The 16,065-nt window shown below is 67.8% G+C and carries 17 protein-coding genes; 10 read left to right on the top strand and 7 right to left on the bottom strand.

The window, feature by feature from the left end; translation table 11 throughout:
* Window positions 1–56: 56 nt before the first annotated feature.
* Both dksA and ACW171_RS01530 read right to left on the bottom strand, forming a co-directional pair.
* Window positions 57–491 carry an RNA polymerase-binding protein DksA gene (dksA, locus tag ACW171_RS01535; protein ID WP_492095279.1) on the bottom strand — a complete coding sequence of 145 codons (435 nt, stop codon included), beginning with the start codon at window positions 489–491 and terminating at the stop codon, window positions 57–59.
* A 182-nt stretch (window positions 492–673) separates the two neighbouring features.
* Complete coding sequence (locus tag ACW171_RS01530; protein ID WP_492095277.1) at window positions 674–1,099, bottom strand: flagellar assembly protein FliX; 426 nt, start codon at window positions 1,097–1,099, stop codon at window positions 674–676.
* A gap of 181 nt (window positions 1,100–1,280) precedes the next feature.
* Here ACW171_RS01530 and ACW171_RS01525 point away from each other — a divergent pair, with 181 nt between their 5' ends.
* The 6 genes from ACW171_RS01525 (at window position 1,281) to uvrA (ending at window position 8,370) form a co-directional block, all read left to right on the top strand.
* The gene (locus ACW171_RS01525; protein WP_492095276.1) at window positions 1,281–2,387 is read left to right on the top strand and encodes a flagellar basal body P-ring protein FlgI; all 1,107 of its coding nucleotides are present in this window, start codon (window positions 1,281–1,283) and stop codon (window positions 2,385–2,387) included.
* A complete protein-coding gene (locus ACW171_RS01520) occupies window positions 2,387–2,713 on the top strand; it encodes a rod-binding protein (protein WP_492095274.1) in 327 nt (108 codons plus the stop codon). The genes ACW171_RS01525 and ACW171_RS01520 overlap by 1 nt, the downstream gene beginning before the upstream one ends.
* Window positions 2,710–3,150, top strand: coding sequence for a flagellar basal-body protein FlbY (locus ACW171_RS01515; protein WP_492095272.1), 441 nt, complete (start codon window positions 2,710–2,712; stop codon window positions 3,148–3,150). The genes ACW171_RS01520 and ACW171_RS01515 overlap by 4 nt, the downstream gene beginning before the upstream one ends.
* A 96-nt stretch (window positions 3,151–3,246) precedes the next feature.
* Window positions 3,247–4,833: an EAL domain-containing protein gene (locus tag ACW171_RS01510; RefSeq protein WP_492095271.1), complete on the top strand. Its 1,587-nt coding sequence runs from the start codon at window positions 3,247–3,249 to the stop codon at window positions 4,831–4,833.
* A 51-nt stretch (window positions 4,834–4,884) separates the two neighbouring features.
* Complete coding sequence (locus ACW171_RS01505; protein ID WP_492095269.1) at window positions 4,885–5,313, top strand: hypothetical protein; 429 nt, start codon at window positions 4,885–4,887, stop codon at window positions 5,311–5,313.
* Between the two features lie 120 nt (window positions 5,314–5,433).
* The gene (gene uvrA / locus ACW171_RS01500; protein ID WP_492095267.1) at window positions 5,434–8,370 is read left to right on the top strand and encodes an excinuclease ABC subunit UvrA; all 2,937 of its coding nucleotides are present in this window, start codon (window positions 5,434–5,436) and stop codon (window positions 8,368–8,370) included.
* A gap of 38 nt (window positions 8,371–8,408) precedes the next feature.
* Here uvrA and ACW171_RS01495 read toward each other — a convergent pair whose 3' ends face one another.
* From ACW171_RS01495 to ACW171_RS01485, 3 genes are read right to left on the bottom strand one after another with little or no spacing between them, the layout of a single operon-like run.
* Window positions 8,409–9,296, bottom strand: a complete 888-nt coding sequence (locus ACW171_RS01495) for a hypothetical protein (RefSeq protein ID WP_492095265.1) — start codon at window positions 9,294–9,296, stop codon at window positions 8,409–8,411.
* Between the two features lie 19 nt (window positions 9,297–9,315).
* Window positions 9,316–10,269 carry a hypothetical protein gene (locus tag ACW171_RS01490; protein WP_492095263.1) on the bottom strand — a complete coding sequence of 318 codons (954 nt, stop codon included), beginning with the start codon at window positions 10,267–10,269 and terminating at the stop codon, window positions 9,316–9,318.
* Between the two features lie 13 nt (window positions 10,270–10,282).
* Window positions 10,283–11,089 carry a hypothetical protein gene (locus ACW171_RS01485; protein WP_492095261.1) on the bottom strand — a complete coding sequence of 269 codons (807 nt, stop codon included), beginning with the start codon at window positions 11,087–11,089 and terminating at the stop codon, window positions 10,283–10,285.
* A gap of 99 nt (window positions 11,090–11,188) precedes the next feature.
* Between ACW171_RS01485 and trmFO the strand changes: the two genes are divergently transcribed.
* Together trmFO and ACW171_RS01475 are read left to right on the top strand one after the other, a co-directional pair.
* Window positions 11,189–12,574 carry a methylenetetrahydrofolate--tRNA-(uracil(54)-C(5))-methyltransferase (FADH(2)-oxidizing) TrmFO gene (gene trmFO, locus ACW171_RS01480; protein ID WP_492095259.1) on the top strand — a complete coding sequence of 462 codons (1,386 nt, stop codon included), beginning with the start codon at window positions 11,189–11,191 and terminating at the stop codon, window positions 12,572–12,574.
* 4 nt (window positions 12,575–12,578) lie between these two features.
* Complete coding sequence (locus ACW171_RS01475; RefSeq protein WP_492095257.1) at window positions 12,579–13,466, top strand: oxygenase MpaB family protein; 888 nt, start codon at window positions 12,579–12,581, stop codon at window positions 13,464–13,466.
* On the opposite strand, the gene ACW171_RS01470 is transcribed toward ACW171_RS01475, so the two are convergent.
* Window positions 13,463–13,609 (bottom strand): hypothetical protein, encoded by a 147-nt coding sequence (locus ACW171_RS01470; protein WP_492095256.1) that lies wholly within the window; start codon window positions 13,607–13,609, stop codon window positions 13,463–13,465. The two genes, ACW171_RS01475 and ACW171_RS01470, sit on opposite strands and share 4 nt — an antisense overlap.
* A gap of 106 nt (window positions 13,610–13,715) precedes the next feature.
* On the bottom strand, window positions 13,716–14,735 hold the full coding sequence (gene fni / locus ACW171_RS01465; protein WP_492095254.1) for a type 2 isopentenyl-diphosphate Delta-isomerase: 1,020 nt from the start codon (window positions 14,733–14,735) through the stop codon (window positions 13,716–13,718).
* 64 nt (window positions 14,736–14,799) lie between these two features.
* Between fni and ACW171_RS01460 the strand changes: the two genes are divergently transcribed.
* On the top strand, window positions 14,800–15,309 hold the full coding sequence (locus ACW171_RS01460) for a sterol desaturase family protein (RefSeq protein ID WP_492095252.1): 510 nt from the start codon (window positions 14,800–14,802) through the stop codon (window positions 15,307–15,309).
* Between the two features lie 7 nt (window positions 15,310–15,316).
* Window positions 15,317–16,042: a fatty acid desaturase gene (locus ACW171_RS01455; RefSeq protein WP_492095250.1), complete on the top strand. Its 726-nt coding sequence runs from the start codon at window positions 15,317–15,319 to the stop codon at window positions 16,040–16,042.
* Window positions 16,043–16,065 lie beyond the last annotated feature (23 nt).

Below are 16,065 nucleotides of genomic sequence, written 5' to 3'. Positions count from 1 at the left end.
ACGCATCGCTACGCTCTGCGGGCCTCAAGCCCTCTCCCAGCGGGAGAGGGAGATTGCTAATCGTCCCGGTGAACCCGCTCGCGGCGCTCATGGCGCTCCTGGGCTTCGACCGACAGGGTCGCGGTCGGACGGGCTTCCAGGCGGCCCAGGCCGATGGGTTCGCCAGTGTCCTCGCAATAGCCGTAGGAGCCGTCCTCGATCCGGCGCAGGGCGTCCTCGATCTTGGAGATCAGCTTGCGCTGGCGGTCGCGTGTGCGCAGTTCCAGCGCGCGGTCCGAAGCCGAAGACGCCCGGTCCAGCAGATCCGGATGGTTCTCCGTCTCCGCCTTCAGGTTGACGACGGTGCCCTTGGACTCGCGCAGGATGTCATCCCGCCACGCCATCAGCTTGTGTTTGAAATAGGCGAGCTGACGTTCATTCATGAACGGCTCGTCGTCGGAAGGTCGGTAGGCGACCGGTTCGTCAGACACGATCGAGGCTAATGCGGTCATCGCACTCACACTCTAACAACAACGCCCCCCATGGCGTCTGACGGCGTATAGTGACGGCGAAGAGTCGCGGCAACACGGTTCTCGCGTCCGTGATCGCGGTTAAGCTTCGTTGCAACCGGCACCGTGACATTTCCCCCTCACCTCGCTCCCGCCTCGAAGAGGAACGGGTGTTTCCCCAGGGTTTATGCTGCGTTGCGGCGAACCTGAGCCTTGGCGAGCTCGACCGCAGCGCGAAGATCGATCTGCTGAAGCAGCCCAGTCAGGTCCGCATCCTCGTCCTCGGGACGCTCTTCGCGCAGGGTGCGGCCCAGGCGTTCTAGCGCGTTCTCGCCCGCCTCGCCCGACAGCATGGCCAGTTTCAGCTCTTCCAGACGGTCCAGCAGGGTTCCGCCCCGGCGGATCGCACGACGCCGACGCTCGGTCGCCGTCTCGACACCCTGAAGCGCCATCAGGGCCGAGAGATCGGCGACCGCAGAGCTGGGCGCCGCTGCCGTCGTTGCGGAGGCCGAAGCCGCGCCCGTGGTCTGGGGCATGGAAAAACCGCCGGCCGCACGCGTCGGGCGGTTACCGCCTGTGGGGGCGGCGCCTGACGGACCGTTGACCTTCATGGGCGGAGACTCCGGGACATGCCGCACCATCGGGCGCGGACCGTCACCGTTTGGTTAACAGCGAGGCAGGATTTGCCGGGCCGCACCGCCTCTCACAACACGCGCGTTTGATTTCACTGGGTTTTCAGTCCGGCACGATCTTCGCAACGACTGCGGCGAACCCTCGTGGAAAGCCGGCTCAGTGCAAAAGTTTCTCACCGCCCTTCTCGCGCCCATCGCCGCCCTCACCGTCTTCGCCGGTGAGGCTTCGGCCCAGTCGCGCATCAAGGACATCGCCTCGATCGAGGGCGTGCGCACCAACCAGCTGGTCGGCTACGGCCTGGTCGTGGGTCTGGCGGGCACGGGCGACAGCCTTCGCAACTGCCCCTTCACCCGCCAGTCGTTGGAAGGGATGACCGAGCGTCTGGGCGTCAACATCCGCGGGACCAACGCCAACTCCAAGAACCTGGCCGCCGTCATGGTGACCGCCGAACTGCCGCCCTTCGCCACGCCCGGCTCGCGCGTCGACGTCTCGGTCTCCAGCATGTGCGATTCCAAGAGCCTTCTGGGCGGCACGCTTCTGGTCACCAGCCTCCAGGGCGCGGACGGCGCCGTCTATGCGGTGGCCCAGGGTTCGATCCAGACCGGCGCGGTCTCGGGCTCCGGCGGGTCCGGCTCCTCGGTGACGCGCGGCGTGCCGACCGCCGGCCGGATCGCCTCGGGCGCCACGGTCGAGACAGAGACGGCCTTCCACCTCGACTCGATGCCCGAGGTTCGGCTGAACCTGCGCAACCCCGACTTCACGACGGCCCAGCGCGTCGCCTCGGCGATCAACGCCACCTATCCCGCCACGGCGCTGGCCGAGAACGGCAGCGTCATCACCCTGCGCGCCCCGGCCCAACTGGGCATGGCCGCCTTCATCAGCCGCGTCGAGAACATGCCGGTCGCGGTCGACACGCCCGCCCGCGTCATCATCGACGAGGTCAATGGCGTCATCGTCATGGGCGAGAACGTCCGCATCTCCACCGTGGCGATCGCTCAGGGCAACCTGACCATCTCGGTCCAGGAAAACCCGCAGGTCAGCCAGCCCGCCCCCTTCAGCCAGGGCCAGACGGCGGTTGTCCCCCAATCCGACGTCACCGTCGAAGAGGAGCTGGGCCGCGAGATCCGGCTGGTGAACGGCGCGACCTCGCTGTCGACCCTGGTCAACGGGCTGAACGCCCTGGGCGTCTCGCCCCGCGACATGATCTCCATTCTTCAGGCCATCAAGGCGGCGGGCGCCCTGCAGGCCGATATCGAGGTGCTGTGATGAGCGACCTGGCCGTCTCCCCTTCCCTGCTGACCTCGGTCGTCGCCCCGAACGCCGAAACGCCGCGCATGCGCGAGACGGCCGAGAAGTTCGAGGCGTCCTTCCTGTCTCAGATGCTCAAGCCCATGTTCGAGGGTATCGAGACGGACGGCCCGTTCGGCGGCGGCGAGGCCGAGGGCACCTGGCGCAGCTTCATGATCGACGAGATGGCCAAACAGACCGTCCGCGCCGGCGGCATCGGCCTGGCCGATACCGTCGTCTCCGAAATGATCCGCATGCAGGCCGAACAGCAGCAGTCGCAAATCCTGCCCGGAGCCACGGCATGAGCCCCGACGCCACCACCGCCACCGCCTATCTGCGCAAGCTGACGGCCCTGACCGACCGGCTGACCGCCCGTCTGGAAATGGAGACGGACGCCTTCGCCGGCCGACGCGCCGCCGATGTCGCCGCGGGCCTGGCCGAGACCCAGGAACTGGCCAACCAGTACCGCAAGGAATCCGGGCACCTGAAGGCCAACCGCGCGATCCTGATGGCCGCGCCCGTCAGCGAGCGCATGGCACTGATAAAGGCGACCGAGGCGTTCGAAGCCGTCCTGGCCATACACGGCCGCACGGTCGAGGCCGCGCGGACCATCTCCGAGGGCCTGGTTCGCACCATCGCCCAGGAAGTCGCCGGCGCGCGGGCGATGGGCACGGGCTATGGTTCGTCCGGCCAGGCCTATGGCGGCGACAGTCGGGCCGTGACCCTGAACCGCACCGCCTGAGCCAGGGCGCGTCCGACCGAACCCTGGCGGGCATTCTTTCGCCGTTAAGGATGCCTCTGCGGCGAAGTTTAACGGATTCGCGCGCAGGATCAGCGCATGATCCGTCATCGCCTGCTCGGTTTCGCCTTTGCCGCCTCCGACCTGCTGCTCGAGCTTGACGGCAAGGGCGCGGTGACATTTGGGCTCGGGTCGGGTCCATCGGCCGATCTGGCCGCCGAAAGCTTCACCGGTATCGCGCTTGAGCACCGTGTCGCCCCGGAGAGCGTCACACCGATCAAGACCCTGCTGAAGGATCTGCGTCCCGGCGCGCGCTCGGCGCCGATCGACATCCTGTTCCTGGCGGGTACGGGGCGAGTTCGCCGCGCGACAGCACGCTTCTTCCTGCTTCCCAACCTGGCCCCGAACGTCTCCTGCTCGGTGACCTGGGAAGGCCCGGCCTATCCACTGCACAATCCAGCGGCGGCGCCGGCCCTGACGCCGGACGCCTTCCTGGCGCGCGCGCGTGAGGCTATGGCCCCGCCCGCCGACACCAAGGATCTGTCCGTCTCCTTCGTCGATGTCGAAGGTCTGGCCACGGCCGAGGGTGAAGCCGGCGAACGCCTGAATGCCCGCGTCGAGGCCGCGCTTCAGGCCGCGTCACTTGACGGGTCCTCGGCGGGCAAGCTGGGGCCGGAGCGGTTCGCCCTGCTGCGGGACCGGAACGACGGCGTCGATATTGCCGACGAAGTGAACGAGATCGCGTTGAGCGAAGGCTTCGACCTGTCAGCTCGGGCATTCGAAACTGATCTGGCTGCGGCCGGGGGATCGCTGAACGCGCTCCGCGCTCTGCGCGTCGCCGTCGAAGGCTGTCTGAATGACGGCGGCGAGCCCCAACTGAGCTTCACGGCCTCCCTGTCCCGCACGCTGGCGGAGGCGCACGCTTTCCAGAGCATGGTCCGCGACCGCCGTTTCGACCTGCACTACCAGCCGATCGTCGATCTCAAGACCGGCGCCGTGCACCACTTCGAGGCCTTGGCCCGCTTCAAGGGTGAGGAAAGCCCGGCCCAAGCCATCCGCATGGCTGAGGAAATGGCCCTAATCGACAGTTTCGACATCGCCGTAGCTGAAAAGGCGCTGGGCCGTTTGCGCCAGAAGGGCGCCGGTCTGCTCAAGTTCGCCGTCAATGTTTCCGGCTCCTCTTTCGACGACGATCGCTATGTCGAAGCCCTGCTGCGCATGACCTCCGGCAGGCCGGACGACCGCAATCGCCTGATCGTCGAGGTCACCGAGTCCGCGGCTCTGTCAGACGTCGAGGCCGCAGATCGCCGTCTCGGCGGCCTGCGCGCCGCCGGCATCAAGGTCTGCATCGATGACTTCGGGGTTGGCGCGGCCAGCTACGACTACCTGCGCCGCCTGTCGGTCGACACGGTCAAGATCGACGGAACCTTCGTCCAGGGGCTGGAGAGCGATCCCAAGGCCCGCACCTTGATCGGCCATCTCGTCGAACTGTGCCGCTCGCTCAAGGTCACAACCATCGCCGAGATGATCGAGACTCAGAGCGCCGCCGACATCCTGAAGGACATCGGCGTCGATCAGGGTCAGGGCTGGCTGTTCGGCAAGGCCGAGGCCGAGCCCCGCACCCATCTCGCCGTCCATGAACCGATCGCCGCCCGCCGCATGGGTGCCGTCGCCGGCTGGGGCTGACGCGACGCCGCTCGCTGTGACAGGGTGAGCGATCACCATCCGGAGGTCGCTTTGACCCGTTTCGCCGTCGCCGCCCTCGCCGCCTCACTCGCCCTCGGGGCTTGCGCCACGGTGCCCGACGAGATGGTCGCAGGCCCACCGGACTACAGCCCGATCCAGACGCAGCCCCACCCGCGCGCCCGGCTGTTCGTCGATTGTATCGCCCAGGCGACGGCGTCCGGGACCTATGGGCACGCACATTCGGGCGACAGCGACCGGTTGCTGTTCACCTGCTCCGGCGCTCCGGCCCGCGCCTTCTATGAGGGACTGGCGGCCCGCAGTGCAGCGATCGGCACGGAGGTGCAGATCGACGGCCGCACCGTCCGCACCACGGAAATCGTGGAGCGCGACCTGTTCGGCGTGGACTATTGCTCGACCGGCGGCCCGGATGACTTCACCTGCGTTGTCACCCTGAACACAGGCGCCGCACTGCTGGAGTGACAGCCTCTGTCAGCAGCGCCTTGATGTTCCCACATTGTTCTTGCTGAATCAGCGAGATCAGTCCCCATATAGCGATGTTGCACCGGACACCTGTCCGGCTCTCCTGCGTTCCCGGAAAGCATGACCGAAAAGCACAACTTCATTCGCGTGCGTGGCGCGCGCGAGCACAATCTCAAGGGCGTGGACGTCGACATCCCGCGCGAGCAGCTGGTCGTCATGACCGGCCTGTCGGGGTCGGGCAAATCCTCGCTCGCCTTCGACACCATCTATGCCGAGGGCCAGCGGCGCTATGTCGAGAGCCTGAGCGCCTACGCCCGCCAGTTCCTGGAGCTGATGGGCAAGCCGGACGTCGACCTGATCGAGGGCCTGTCGCCGGCCATCTCCATCGAACAGAAGACCACCTCCAAGAACCCGCGCTCCACCGTCGGCACGGTGACCGAGATCCACGACTACATGCGGCTGCTGTGGGCGCGGGTCGGGGTCCCCTATTCGCCCGCCACCGGCCTGCCGATCGAGAGCCAGACCATCTCCATGATGGTCGACAAGCTGGTCGCCCTGCCCGAGGGCGAGCGGCTGCTGCTGCTCGCCCCCGTCGTTCGTGGCCGGAAGGGCGAGTACAAGAAGGAGATCGCCGAGTGGCAGCGCTCGGGCTTCCAGCGCCTGAAAATCGACGGTCAGTTCTACGCCATCGAGGACGCGCCGACGCTCGACAAGAAGTTCAAGCACGACATCGACATCGTCGTGGACCGGATCGTCACCAAGGCCGGGCTGGAGGCGCGCTATGCCGACAGCCTGCAGACCGCGCTCGGTCTGGCCGACGGCATCGCCGTGGCCGAATGGGCCAACGCGACCGAGGGTGAAGACCCGCGCCGCCTGACCTTCTCCGAGAAGTTCGCCTGCCCGGTGTCCGGCTTCACCATCGCCGAGATCGAGCCGCGTCTGTTCTCGTTCAACAACCCGTTCGGCGCCTGTCCGGTCTGCGACGGCCTGGGCGTCAAGCTGGCCTTCGACGCCGACCTGGTGATCCCGGACCGCGACAAGACCCTGCACAAGGGCGCCGTCGCCCCGTGGTCGCGCGGGCCGTCGCCCCTCTACACCCAGACGCTTCAGGCGCTGGCGCTCCACTACGGGTTCTCGATGGACAAGCCGTGGCGCGAGCTGCCGGAGAAGGCCCAGAAGGTCATCCTGAACGGCACGGGCTCGGAGAAGATCAAGTTCGTCTATGACGACAATGCCCGCAAATACGAGGTCTCCAAGCCGTTCGAGGGCGTCGTTCCGAACCTCGACCGCCGCTGGCGCGAAACCGACTCGGCCTGGGTTCGCGAAGAGCTGGGCCGGTTCCAGTCCGAGACGCCCTGCGACGCCTGCCACGGCAAACGCCTGAAGCCCGAGGCCCTGGCGGTGAAGATCGCCGGCAACGACATCGCCGAAATCTCGATGCTGTCGATCAAGAAGGCCTTCGACTGGGCCGAGGCACTGCCGGCGCACCTGACCGAAAAACAGATGGAGATCGGCCGTCGCATCCTGAAGGAGATCGGCGACCGACTGCGCTTCCTGAACAACGTCGGCCTCGACTACCTCAGCCTGTCGCGGTCCTCCGGCACCCTGTCCGGCGGCGAGAGCCAACGCATCCGTCTGGCGTCCCAGATCGGTTCGGGCCTGACGGGCGTTCTGTACGTGCTGGACGAGCCGTCGATCGGCCTGCACCAGCGCGACAATACCCGGCTGCTGGAATCGCTGATGGGTCTGCGCGACCTCGGCAACTCGGTCCTGGTCGTCGAGCATGACGAGGAGGCGATCATGACCGCCGACTATGTCATCGACATGGGGCCCGCCGCCGGCGTCCACGGCGGCCAGATCTGCGCCGAGGGCACCCCCCCCGAGGTCATGGCCAATCCCAAGTCCCTGACCGGCAAATACCTGACCGGCGAGCGCGAGATCGAACTGCCGCCCGAAGGCCGCCGCCCGCTCGACCGCAAGCGGATGCTCAAGGTCTCGGGCGCGACCGGCAACAACCTGAAGAACGTCACGGGCGAGATCCCGGTCGGCGTCTTCACCTGCATCACCGGGGTGTCGGGCGGCGGCAAGTCGACCTTCACGATCGAGACCCTCTACAAGGCCGCCGCGCGTCGCCTGAACAACGCCTCCGAGGCGCCCGCCCCCTTCGACCGGATCGAGGGGCTGGAGCATTTCGACAAGGTCATCGACATCGATCAGTCGCCCATCGGTCGCACCCCACGTTCGAACCCGGCCACCTACACCGGCGCCTTCGGCCCCATCCGCGACTGGTACGCGGGCCTGCCGGAGTCCAAGGCGCGCGGCTACGGCCCCGGCCGCTTCTCGTTCAATGTGAAAGGCGGGCGCTGCGAGGCTTGTCAGGGCGACGGCCTGATCAAGATCGAGATGCATTTCCTGCCGGACGTCTACGTCACCTGCGACGTCTGCAAGGGCAAGCGCTACAATCGCGAGACCCTCGAGATCGTGTTCAAGGGCAAGTCCATCTCGGACGTTCTCGACATGACGGTCGAGGAGGCCGCGCGCTTCTTCACCGCCGTGCCGCCGATCCGGGACAAGATGAAGACGCTGGAGCGGGTAGGCCTTGGCTACGTCCAGGTCGGCCAGTCGGCGACGACCCTGTCAGGCGGCGAGGCCCAGCGGGTCAAGCTGTCGAAGGAGCTGTCGAAAAGGGCGACCGGCAAGACCCTGTATATCCTCGACGAGCCGACCACCGGCCTGCATTTCGAGGACACGCGGAAGCTCTTGGAAGTGCTCCAGGAGCTGGTCGAGACCGGCAACACAATCGTGGTGATCGAGCACAACCTCGATGTCATCAAGGTCGCCGACTACCTGCTGGACTTCGGTCCCGAGGGCGGCGACGGCGGCGGCGAGATCGTGGCGGTCGGCACGCCGGAGGAGGTCGCGCGAAACGACAAGTCCTGGACCGGCAAATACCTCAAGGAGGTGCTGGACCGGCACGAGACGCGCCGCAAGGCGCGGGTCGCGGCCCTGACCGCCGAGGCCCCGGCCAGGAAGACGCGGGCCAAGGCCTCGGCATAGGCATGAGGTCGTGAGCGTATCGACGCTCGCGGCCCGCCTCACTCGTGCGGCAGGTCCTTCAGGTCGCGATAGGCGGCCGAGAAGGGCCCGTAGATCACGGCAAGCTGCAGGGCCGAGAAGATGGCATTGATCACGGCCCAGGCCGCCAGCGCGGGTCCGGCGGCCTGAAGGATCTGCGCCGTCGACTGGCCGTCCATGGTGGCCAGCTGGTTCAGCCCGCCCGTCGTCAGGGTGACCGGCAGGGCGATGATGGTGCCCAGAAGGCTGACGAGAAGCGACATGATGACGGCGATCACGGCCATGCCCAGGATCGGCAGGGACTGTCCCTTGGTCATGGCGAACGAGGCGAAGGGGGCGATCCGCCGCTCGTGGAAGGTGATCGGCACCGCGAGGCTCAACCGAACCGCCAGCCAGATCAGCAGGCCCAAGGCGCCGAGCCCCAGCAGGACGCCGACCAGAATGCTGACGCCCGTGCCGGCCTGAGCGGCCAGTCCGGCCACCAGACCGACGACGACGAAAAGCAGGATCGTCGCGGCGAAGAAGACGATGGCGAGAATGAAGGTGACAGCCAGCACGCGCAGCTCGTCACCGCCGAGGCGCAGATAGCCGAAGGCTTTCTCGGCCGGCCTCAGGACGGACCGGGCGACCGCGGCGTTGAGCACCGCGCCCAGCACCAGGCTGAGCGGCACGCCGAGAACGATGAAGCCGGACCAACTCGCCATCAGGGCCTGGGCCTCTTGCGGGCTCGGCTGGGATCCTTCCATGGCCTCGGTGGTCGCCATCACGCTCGCCAGGGGGCCGGCGAACAGGCCCAGGAAGGCCCCGAAGAAGATCACATAGGCCAGGGCCCAGAACACGATCGCCAGCGGATGACGCCGAACGATGCGGAAGCCTTCGAACGCGGCCTCGGTCGCTGAAAAGGTCATCGAATCCCTCCCTTGGGTCTCATGGCACGGGTTGTAGCCTATCGGCGGGCGGCGCGTCTTCGCCGATCGGCGCGGGCGCGGGGTTCCCGTCGAGCAGTTGTCGCGCCGCGATGATCGGCGGCGCCGCATAGAGGGTCATGATCCAGCCGTAGCCCAGAGCCACCGGCAAGGCCGTCACGGCCAGGGGGGCGACCATGGACCGGAACAGCGGCTCCAGATCGGCGATGGTCTCGACCTCCGAAGGCCAGACCAGACCCTGCCCGAAGAACCCGGCCGCCAGTACGCCGCCTACCACCGCATACAGCAGGATCAGGCCGACCATATAGATGACCCAGACGACCAGGTTGAGGCCGATCAGCTTCCACACCTGTCCCCGCGCCAGCGCCCAGCCTTCCGAAAAGGCAAACCGTTTCAGGATCAGCGTGGCGGGCGCGATCAGGGAGACCCGCACCAGAGCCCAGATCGAGCCGAGGAAAACGATCAGGCCATAGACCATCACGACCCCGACCGCCGTCGCCTCGCCGGACGGCCACAGAGCAAGGGCCAGGGCCACGCCGATCAGGGCCAGCACGACGAGGGCGATGTACCAGCCGACGAAAACGGCGACGAACGTCACCGCGACCCTGACCTCGTCCATCCCCAGGCGCAGGAACAGGAACCGATCGCCGCGCCCGGGCGACAGGGTCGACCGCCCCGCCGCCGTCCAGAGCACCAGCATGCCCAGATACATGAGCACATTCATGCCGTTGATCGCCGCGCTGAACCGCGACATCTCCAGTATGTACTGGTCTATGAAGGCCGGTTCGCCCGCCTGGTCGAGCCGCAGCGCCGCGAACGCCGGGATCATGATCGCGTACAGGGCGGCCATCAACGCGACCATCAACAGCCCCCAGACGAACAGATAAAGCGGTCGCCGCTTCAGCATGGCGAAGGGCGCCGACAGGGCGTCGTTGAAGGAAAAGCTCGGCTTCATCGCTTCGGCTCCATCATCTGGGTTCGTCGGGCGACCAGTATTCCAGCTGTCGATAGGCGGCGCCGAGGAAGCCCAGCGTCAGCGGTAACTGCACCCCGACCAGCCCCAGCACCCAGACCACCTGTCCCACCGCACCGGTCAGCAAACCGGTCCCGATCAGGGTCAGCAGGACGATCTTGGGCACAGCCGTGATGATCAGACCGCCCAGGATCGGCCAGAAGCTGCCGTAGGCGATGCCCATGGCGTTCAGCGACACCATCTGACGCCGCCCCAGGGTCGCGGGCGCGAACAGCGACAGCCGCACGGTCAGTAACAAAGGAATGGCCACGGCGCCGATCGCCAGCGCGGCCAGGACGCCGAGCTTCCACGGCTCTCCGACCCTGGCCCAATCCCGCGCCTGGATCGCCTGCACATCGAGCTCGGCCATGCCGAAGATGGCCAGCACCACCAAACCGAGGATCGACAGGATCATCGTCAGGAACAGCAGGCACAGCAGGGCCGCGCCGACCAGCCGCGCCTCGGGCAGTTTCGCCTGCAATCCGAGCAGACCGAGCCCCAGCGCTCGGGCGCCGGCCAGATCATCGCTGATCGAAAGCCTCGCCAGAGCCCCGACGGCGACCACGGTCGCGACCACTGCGGCCGCGATCCACAGCCAGACCAGTCCGCCCGCCGGCGCCCAGATGAGGGGCAGCAGCGAGATCGCGACGCACAGAACCAGTGCCCCGGCCGACCCCGACCACAGCAGCGGCAGCACGCGCAGCGTCCGTCCCAGGGCGACCCGAAGGTTCAGGCGCCGGCCTCCCACATCCTTGCGGCTCATCAAGCCCCCTCGCTGAGCGTTCGTCCGATCATAGCGCGCGATACCACATGCCGACAGACGCCTGCTGACGAACACCTGTGACGTGTCTATGAAGCCGCCATGACTGACCTCTCCCCTATCCACGTCATCGGCGGCGGCCTCGCCGGTTCGGAGGCCGCCTGGCAGATCGCCTCCGCCGGCGTCCCGGTGATCCTGCACGAGATGCGCGGCGTTCCGGGCGTCAAGACCGACGCCCACCACACCGATGGCCTCGCTGAGCTGGTGTGCTCCAACTCCTTCCGGTCCGACGACTGGGAGCACAACGCCGTGGGCCTTCTGCACGCCGAGATGCGGGCGCTGGACTCGATCATCATGGCCTGCGCCGGCGACCACATGGTCCCGGCCGGCGGCGCCCTCGCCGTCGACCGCGACGGCTTCTCGCAAGCGGTCACCGCCAAACTGCACGCCCACCCCCTCGTCACCGTCCAGCGCGAAGAGATCGCCGGCCTGCCGCCGGAAGAGTGGGACAATGTCATCGTCGCCACCGGACCGCTGACCTCCCCCGCCCTGGCCGAGGCCATCCTGAAGCTGACCGGCGAGGAGAGCCTGTCGTTCTTCGACGCCATCGCCCCCATCGTCCACGCCGAGTCGATCGACTTCGACATCGCCTGGCGCCAGTCGCGCTACGACAAGGAGGGCCCGGGCGGAGACGCCGCCGCCTACGTCAACTGCCCGATGAACAAGGCCGAATACGACGCCTTCATCGACGCCCTGATCGACGGCCCCAAGGCCGAGTTCAAGGAGTGGGAGAACGTCCCCTATTTCGACGGCTGCCTACCCATCGAGGTCATGGCCGAGCGCGGTCGCGAGACCCTGCGCCACGGCCCGATGAAGCCGGTAGGCCTCACCAACCCGCGCGATCCGCTGGTCAAGGCCCACGCCATCGTCCAGCTGCGTCAGGACAATGCGCTCGGCACCCTGTTCAACATCGTCGGCTTCCAGACCAAGCTGAAGCACGGCGCCCAGGCCGAGACCTTCCGCATGATCCCCGGCCTGCAGAACGCCCAGTTCGCGCGGCTCGGCGGCCTGCACCGCAACACCTATCTGAACAGCCCGCATCTGCTGGACCGCCAGCTGCGCATGAAGTCGATGCCGCGCCTGCGCTTCGCCGGTCAGGTCACCGGCGTGGAAGGCTATGTCGAAAGCGCCGCCACCGGCCTGCTCGCCGGCCGTCTCGCCGCCGCCGAACGGTTGGGCAAAACCCTGGACGCGCCAGAGGCCCACACCGCCATCGGTGCCCTGGTCGAACACATCACCGGCGGCCACCTGGCCGGGTCGAAGTTCCAGCCGATGAACATCAACTATGGACTTCTGCCCCCACTCGAGGCCCCCAAAGTCGACGAGGCCGGGGTCAAGATCCCGCTCAAGGAACGCGGCCGGGCCAAGAAGCGGCTGATGAGCATCCGGGCGCTGGACGCGCTCAAGCAATGGCGCGACGCGGCCTGATCGGATGAACCCGTTGCAGCCCGTCAAGGTCATGATCCGCCGCCGGATCAACGAGTTGTTCAACGACTATGAGGCGGGCGAGCGGCCGGCCCTGCGTCGCGCCGACGCCCTGTTTCCGACCGACGCCGTCGCATGGCGGGTCAACGGCGACATCGTCACCATGATGATCGGCGGGGTGTCGGGCCTCTTGCTCCAGATGCTGCATCCGGCGGTGCTGGCCGGCGTCTGGGACCACTCCGACTTTCGCGCCGACATGCATGGCCGCCTGCGCCGCACGGCCAAGTTCATCGCCGTGACCACCTTCGACCACGCCTCGGCCGGTCAGGCGGCCATCGACCGGGTCAAGGGCATCCATCGCAAACTCGGCGGGACCCTGCCCGACGGCACGGCCTACAAGGTCGACGACCCGACCCTCTTGGCCTGGGTCCATGTGACCGAGATCAAGAGCTTCCTCGACGCCTGGGTCCGCTACCAGGACCCGCAGATGTCGGGGGCCGATCAGGACGCCTATTTCGCCGAGATGGCCCGGATCGGTCTCGCCCTCGGCGCCGATCCCGTGCCCCGCAACCGCGCCGAGGCCGAGGCCTTGATCCAGTCCATGCGTCCCCAGCTCAAGGCCGACGCCCGCACGCGCGAGGTCGCCGCCCTCGTCATGGGCCAGCGCATCGGGGGACCGGCGGAAGGCGTCGCGGCCGGTCTGGTCATGGCCGCCGGCGCGGATCTGCTGCCCGACTGGGCCAGGCGGATGCACGGCCTGCCCGCCGCCCTGCCGACCCAGAGGTTCGGCGCCCGATCGCTGGCCCGCACGATGGACTGGGTCTACCAGGGCTCGCCCAACCGCCGGGTCTGGCCCGATGAGGTCACCGTCTGGCCCGACGGCGCGCCGCGTTAGGCCAGCCAGGCCCAGACGCACAGGCCGATCTGCACGGCGGTCGTCAGCAACAGCCCGGCCACCAGCATCGTCTCGACCCAATCCGGCGCACGAACCGGCGTCCGGCGAAGCACGCGATGGGCGGGGAAAGGATGAACACTCACGAATCAACTCCGATGATCCGTCTATCATACACGAACCCGGACACAACTTTAGGGTATAGCTCAAACACCCGTTTAGAGTGTATTCAGCTGGCCGCGCCCCCGACCGCTATTGCAGCGGGGCCGTCCTCAGCCCCTGCAGGTTCGCAGACCCCGTGCAGAAACACGCCGTCCTCAGTTGGCGAATGACCACCTGGAAATGCGCGACCACGGCCTCGGTCGACACGGTCGCCGCCTGAAGCACCCCCGCCGCCTGTCCCACGACATCGGCGCCCAGTCTGATCGCCTTGGCCGCATCCAGCCCGTCGCGCACCCCGCCCGAGCCGATCAGGACCATGTCCGGGCAGGCCGCCCGTACCTGGGCGATGGCCACGGCCGTCGGGATGCCCCAGTCGGCGAAGGCCCGGGCGTGCGCCTTGTCGCCCGGATCGGTCGCCCGCTCGCCCTCGATCAGCCCCCAGTTCGCCCCGCCCGCGCCCGCCACATCCAGCGCCGCCACCCCCATGTCCGCCAGCCGTCGCGCCGTCGCCGCCGACAATCCCGCGCCCGTCTCCTTGACCACCACCGGCGCCTCCAGCCGCCGCACCAGAGCCTCAAGCGCCGCCCCCACGCCCCACCAGTCGCGGTCTCCCTCCGGCTGACACGCTTCCTGCAGAGGGTTCAGATGCACGATCAGGGCGTCGGCGCCGATCATCTCGATGGCCCGTCGCGCCTCGTCCACGCCGAAGCCGCGCGTCAGCTGGGCCGCGCCGATATTGGCCAGCATCGGCGTGTCCGGCGCCCGGCGTCGCAGCGACTGATCCAGACCCGCGCCCGCCCCCTCGAGCGCCGCCCGCTGCGAACCGACCGCCATGGCGATCCCCAGCGCCTGCGCCGCCTCGGCCAGATGGGCGTTGATCGCCTCCGCCCGCGCCGGCCCGCCCGTCATCGAGCTGATCAGCAACGGGGCTCTCAGCCTGCGCCCCAGAAAATCCGCCCCCAGATCGATCTTGGCGTGGTCCAAATCCGGCAGGGCCTCGTGCACGAAGCGGACCGAGTCGAACCCCGCATCCCGCGCATGCCGCCCGCCGCCCGACAGGACGACGTCCAGATGCTGGTCCTTGCGGTCGCGGATCGCGTCATCGGTCATGCCGACTGCTTAGCGGCACGACGCCACGGTTGGAACAGGGCGCGCCGAGGCGTAGTGTCCGATCATGCTCCCCGTCTGGTTCACCCTTCTGACCCTGGCCGTCTTCTTCCTCATGGAGGGCGTCGCCTGGTGGACCCACCGCTACGTCATGCACGGCCCGCTCGGCTGGGGCTGGCACCGCGATCACCACGAGCCGCACGACAAGACTTTCGAGACCAACGACCTCTATGGCGTCGTCGGGGCGGTGGTGGGGACGGGCCTGTTCGTCCTCGCGTGGCTGACCGGCCTGTGGTGGGTGCGGGCCATCGCCCTGGGCGTGACCCTGTACGGCGTCGTCTACGCCTTCGTGCACGACGGCCTGGTGCACCAGCGCTGGCCGTTCCACTGGATGCCGAAGAACGGCTACGCCCGCCGCCTGGTTCAGGCGCACAAGCTGCATCACGCGGTCCAGACGCGCGACGGCGCCGTCTCCTTCGGCTTCGTCTTCGCGCCCGATCCGCACCGCCTCAGCGCCATCCTGAAGGCCCGCCGGGCGGAGCGCGCTGCTCCGGACCGACAAGCGGCCGCGGAATGACCCCAGGATGAGCCCTGCCCGCCAGACTGCCATCGGCCTGACGCTCGCCGCCCTGATCGTCTCCAGCTGGCTCTCGCTGCATGTCTGGGGCGTCTTCTTCCAGCCCCTGACCTGGCCGGCCGTCGCCCTCGCGCCCTTGATCATCCTGACCCAGAGCTGGCTCGGGGCCGGCATGTTCATCGTCGCCCACGACGCCATGCACGGCTCGCTCGCGCCCGGCCGCCCACGCCTCAACGCCCTGGTGGGCCAGGTCTGCGTCGGCGCCTATGCCGCCTTCTCCTTCCGCAAGCTCAACATCAATCACCACCAGCATCACCGCACGCCTGGACAGGCGGACGACCCCGACTTCCACGCAGGTCGACCCGAGGCCTTCGGACCCTGGTTCTACGGTTTCTTCACCCGCTATTTCGGCTGGCGCGAGTTCGCCGTCGTGACGGCGGTGTTGGTCGCCTATCTGCTGATCGGGGCCCAGGTCGCCAACCTCATCCTGTTCTGGGCGATCCCTGCGATCCTCAGCGCGCTACAGCTGTTCGTCTTCGGCACCTGGCTCCCGCATCGCCATGTCGGCTCCGGCCCCGACTTCGCGGACCATCACAATGCCCGCACGGTTCCGATGCCGTGGATCGCCTCCCTGCTGACCTGCTTCCACTTCGGCCTGCACCACGAGCACCACCTGTCGCCCAGGACGCCCTGGTGGCGGTTGCCGGAGATGAGACACCGACCGCCAGCCTGAGGCTTGCCATTTTTTGCCATCGT

It is taken from the genome of Brevundimonas sp. FV1ye28 (genome assembly GCF_058681135.1).
Note: the sequence above shows the minus strand (reverse complement) of the source record. Positions and strands in the feature narration are given on the sequence as shown.

What these genes read in the sequence shown, in the direction of transcription:
- dksA (WP_492095279.1), bottom strand. Translation starts at nt 491, where the DNA reads ATGACCGCATTAGCCTCGATCGTGTCTGACGAACCGGTCGCCTACCGA.
- ACW171_RS01530 (WP_492095277.1), bottom strand. Translation starts at nt 1,099, where the DNA reads ATGAAGGTCAACGGTCCGTCAGGCGCCGCCCCCACAGGCGGTAACCGC.
- ACW171_RS01520 (WP_492095274.1), top strand. Translation starts at nt 2,387, where the DNA reads ATGAGCGACCTGGCCGTCTCCCCTTCCCTGCTGACCTCGGTCGTCGCC.
- ACW171_RS01515 (WP_492095272.1), top strand. Translation starts at nt 2,710, where the DNA reads ATGAGCCCCGACGCCACCACCGCCACCGCCTATCTGCGCAAGCTGACG.
- ACW171_RS01510 (WP_492095271.1), top strand. Translation starts at nt 3,247, where the DNA reads ATGATCCGTCATCGCCTGCTCGGTTTCGCCTTTGCCGCCTCCGACCTG.
- uvrA (WP_492095267.1), top strand. Translation starts at nt 5,434, where the DNA reads ATGACCGAAAAGCACAACTTCATTCGCGTGCGTGGCGCGCGCGAGCAC.
- ACW171_RS01495 (WP_492095265.1), bottom strand. Translation starts at nt 9,296, where the DNA reads ATGACCTTTTCAGCGACCGAGGCCGCGTTCGAAGGCTTCCGCATCGTT.
- ACW171_RS01490 (WP_492095263.1), bottom strand. Translation starts at nt 10,269, where the DNA reads ATGAAGCCGAGCTTTTCCTTCAACGACGCCCTGTCGGCGCCCTTCGCC.
- ACW171_RS01485 (WP_492095261.1), bottom strand. Translation starts at nt 11,089, where the DNA reads ATGAGCCGCAAGGATGTGGGAGGCCGGCGCCTGAACCTTCGGGTCGCC.
- trmFO (WP_492095259.1), top strand. Translation starts at nt 11,189, where the DNA reads ATGACTGACCTCTCCCCTATCCACGTCATCGGCGGCGGCCTCGCCGGT.
- ACW171_RS01475 (WP_492095257.1), top strand. Translation starts at nt 12,579, where the DNA reads ATGAACCCGTTGCAGCCCGTCAAGGTCATGATCCGCCGCCGGATCAAC.
- fni (WP_492095254.1), bottom strand. Translation starts at nt 14,735, where the DNA reads ATGACCGATGACGCGATCCGCGACCGCAAGGACCAGCATCTGGACGTC.
- ACW171_RS01460 (WP_492095252.1), top strand. Translation starts at nt 14,800, where the DNA reads ATGCTCCCCGTCTGGTTCACCCTTCTGACCCTGGCCGTCTTCTTCCTC.
- ACW171_RS01455 (WP_492095250.1), top strand. Translation starts at nt 15,317, where the DNA reads ATGAGCCCTGCCCGCCAGACTGCCATCGGCCTGACGCTCGCCGCCCTG.